2 protein-coding genes are annotated in these 3324 nt (G+C 61.6%); one reads left to right on the top strand and one right to left on the bottom strand.

What is annotated here, in order from left to right:
- Nucleotides 1-193: 193 nt before the first annotated feature.
- The gene (locus JJE47_13605) at nucleotides 194-2389 is read left to right on the top strand and encodes a PAS domain S-box protein (protein MBK5268459.1); all 2196 of its coding nucleotides are present in this window, start codon (nucleotides 194-196) and stop codon (nucleotides 2387-2389) included.
- Here the strand turns inward: JJE47_13605 and JJE47_13600 are convergent.
- Entirely contained in the window at nucleotides 2367-2696 is a 330-nt protein-coding gene (locus JJE47_13600) for a hypothetical protein (GenBank protein ID MBK5268458.1), read from the bottom strand. The genes JJE47_13605 and JJE47_13600 overlap by 23 nt on opposite strands.
- Nucleotides 2697-3324: the final 628 nt, after the last annotated feature.

The raw sequence follows: 3324 nt of genomic DNA, 5'->3' as shown, positions 1-3324 counted from the left end.
TTTGGTTCTTGTTCGCCTGGGTCTGGGGCTCTCTGTAGTGGCGGAATTGGCACTTGGTGTCGCGCCTCTCGTTCTAGGCGGCACCACTCCGAGTTGGTTGGCAGCCGGTCCCTTGGTAGTAGGTGGGGTGGCGGGCTGGCAATTATGGCGAAAACGACCCCGACCCTTAATCGTTTGGGTGCTGACTGCTGCAATGATAGGAGGCTCGGTCCCATTCATCGATCACCTGATTGCCTTGGCACTGTTGGTCGGGTTGGCCGGACTGGGCGGGCTGGTGATAGTGCTGTTGGACCGTCGCGCTGCGTCCTACTACGTGGTGTACTTGGGGGTGGTAATCATGGGTTCTCTGGTGGTCGACCACCAGGACGAGGCATCGACCGAACTGCTGCTGGCGTTGATGGTGGCGGGTGCTTCCTTCATCGGTATTGCTACTGCCTATGACCAAATCTCTAAGAGGATCCGCGGCAGCGAACGGCGCTATCGGGAACTGTTCGAGACTGCTGCCGACGCCATCATCGGGATCGACGGCGACAACCGGATCGTATTGTTCAACAGGCAGGCCGAATCGGTATTCGGGTATCGGGCTGAGGACGTCATCGGTGAGCCGCTGGTGATGCTGCTGCCGGAACGGTTCCGAGACATTCACCCCCACCATGTGGAGGGTTTCGCCCAGGGCCGCGTCTCGCGGCGGTTCGAGACGAGCGCCGACCGGGTGCTGGTGGGTCTCCGCCGCAGTGGGGAGGAGTTCCCCATTGAGATCACCATCTCCAAACGACCCGTCGATGGAAGCCTGGAATTCACCGCGGTGGTGCGCGACATAACCGAGCGGCAAAGGACCGCCGGGCAGCGTGAATTGGTCAAAGAATGCTTCGCGGCGATCGGTTCAAGCCCAAATGCCGACACCGCCCTCACAGAGGTCCTGCGCAGAGTGTGTGAATACACCGGCTGGATGGTGGGGGAAGCCTGGATACCGAGTGCGGATGGCTCCCGACTGGAGGCCAGTCCCGCGTTCTACACCCGATCAGCGGGCCTGCAGGCGTTTGGAGCGGCTGGCGAGTCGATTTCCTTTGAGCCGGGGCACAGCCTGCCCGGCCGAGTATGGAACTCTGGGCAGTCCGAGGTGGTCCCAAACATCGCCGACGACCCAGAGTGGAAACGCCCCGAACTGGACGCCCGGCGCGGGATACGAGCGGCGGTGGCGGTGCCGGCCCTCGCCGGTGGTGACGTCGCCGCGGTACTGACATTCTTACTCGAAGCACCCCCGCCAGACGGCTCGCAACTGGTCGATACCATCTCAACGGTGGCAGCCCAACTTGGTTCCACCATCCAAAAACGGCTGGCCGAGGAGGCCTTGCGGGTCAGCGAAGCTCGTAACCGAGCCAGGCTCGAAGCCCTCCCCGATCTGGTCTTCCGTCTCAGCCCGGAAGGCACCTTCCTCGAATACCGGGTTCCCGACCAGTCCGGGTTCTTTGCCCCGACGGAGGACCGCGTTGGCAAACACATCAAAGATGTATTACCGCCTGAACTGGCCGCCGAACTAGCAGCGGCCAGTGCCCAAGCCCGCCAATCAGGCCAAACCCAGATTTGGAACTACCAGTTCGAGATCGGCGGTCAACTCCGCCATCGTGAAGCTCGTCTCGTCCCAATCCACGGATCAGACGAAACGATGGTGATCGTTCGTGACTTCACCGAACGAGAACAGGCAAGGGAGGTGCTCGAAGCGTCGCTGCGTTCCAAAGACCAGTTGATCGCTTCGATCTCTCATGAACTACGCACCCCCCTCACCGCAGTGGTCGGCTTCGCCCTGGTCCTCCAGGACGCGCATTCCGGGCTGTCTGGTGAGGAGCGGGCCGAGATGATCCGGACGATCGCCGATGAAGGCGCCGACCTGACCAACATCGTCGAAGACCTCCTGACCGCCGCCAAAGCCGAAGCTGGGACCCTTACCGTCGTTCATGTCCCGGTCGACTTGCGGGCCCAAGCCGCACAAGTCTTGGAGACCTTGCACCAACAACAAACCGGGCGTATCGAACTCATCGGGACTGGGATCCGGGCGATAGCCGACCCGGCTCGGGTCCGCCAGATCATCCGCAACCTGATCTCCAACGCCCTCAAATATGGGGGAGATACCATTGAGATCAACGTGACCGGCGACCAGACCACCACCCGAATAGCGGTCACCGATAATGGGCCCGGCATACCCCCCGGCCAACAAGAACGCATCTTCGAGGCCTACCAGCGGGCCCACCACACACCCGGATTGACCGCCTCGATGGGCCTCGGCCTCACCATCTCCCGCCAACTCGCCCACCTCATGGACGGAAACCTCACCTACCAGCACCAAATTGGCCAACCCACCTTCGAACTCACCCTCCCCAAAGCCACCTGACGGCGATCCTTCGGTCGTAGTGCCCGTCCCGGCGGGTCAGGTCGATGGCTGTTGTTCCGACGTGATCGAATACGACGGGTGGCCGAGCACCGGCTCGATCCAATGCCAGGCCGGCAAGATCCCGCCCGTCCGCGTAGCGGCGGAATGGGACGTCGATGTATGTCCCCGTGTTCGTGGACATCGTCACGAAGCTGATTTGGAAAGTGATACCTGGCCCGTACAGGTCCTCGGCTGCTTCGAGCGTGAGGTGGTCAGCAATATCGGGAAACAGCCACAGCAACTTCCGAAACGCGGCTTCTTCTGGCATAGGCGACCACCGCTCCACAAGCCGCGATCCCTGGCCCGAATCACGAGCCGAACGCCCGGGTGGGCTGGCGCTGGTCACCCCGATTATGACCGCCCACAATACGCTCGGCGACATGTTCGACTGGCACCCAATAGCAGCCTTCCCGAATCAGAGTTCTCAATTCGGTCAGACGTTGAGACCGGGGCGGGTTCGCCCGGACCTGAAACGTCTGGTCCGGCCGGGCGACCGGTGGATGGGTGTTCTTCCACGACTCCGGAAGGGGCGACCCGGTCTCTGGCCCGCTTTGGGGGGTTGGCGCGTTTGGGTGCATAGGAACAGGATCGGCCTCAACGGGGCCAAAACTTGAGTCATACTCTCGGCCAAACCACATGAATCCCAAACGGACACGCCAGGCTGAAAGCCGATAGTTCTTCGCTTTTTCGAAGGGCCTAATCAGATCATGTGAGTGTGTCTTGCGCTCACGGGGGTGCTGCTCCGGCCGCGCAGTTTCACTGCCCATGAACCGAGCGTACGGGTTGTCGCTGACCCCCGTTATACGAGTTCGCCCCCCAAGCTCGGCTTCGGCTGGCAGGATTGTCGGGTCGACGTGCGATGGGACTCTTTTTCTTGAACTCAACTCGACATGACC

It is taken from the genome of Acidimicrobiia bacterium (assembly GCA_016650365.1).
Taxonomy (GTDB): Bacteria; Actinomycetota; Acidimicrobiia; order Spongiisociales; family JAENVV01; genus JAENVV01.
This window is presented reverse-complemented; position numbering and strand designations above follow the sequence as displayed.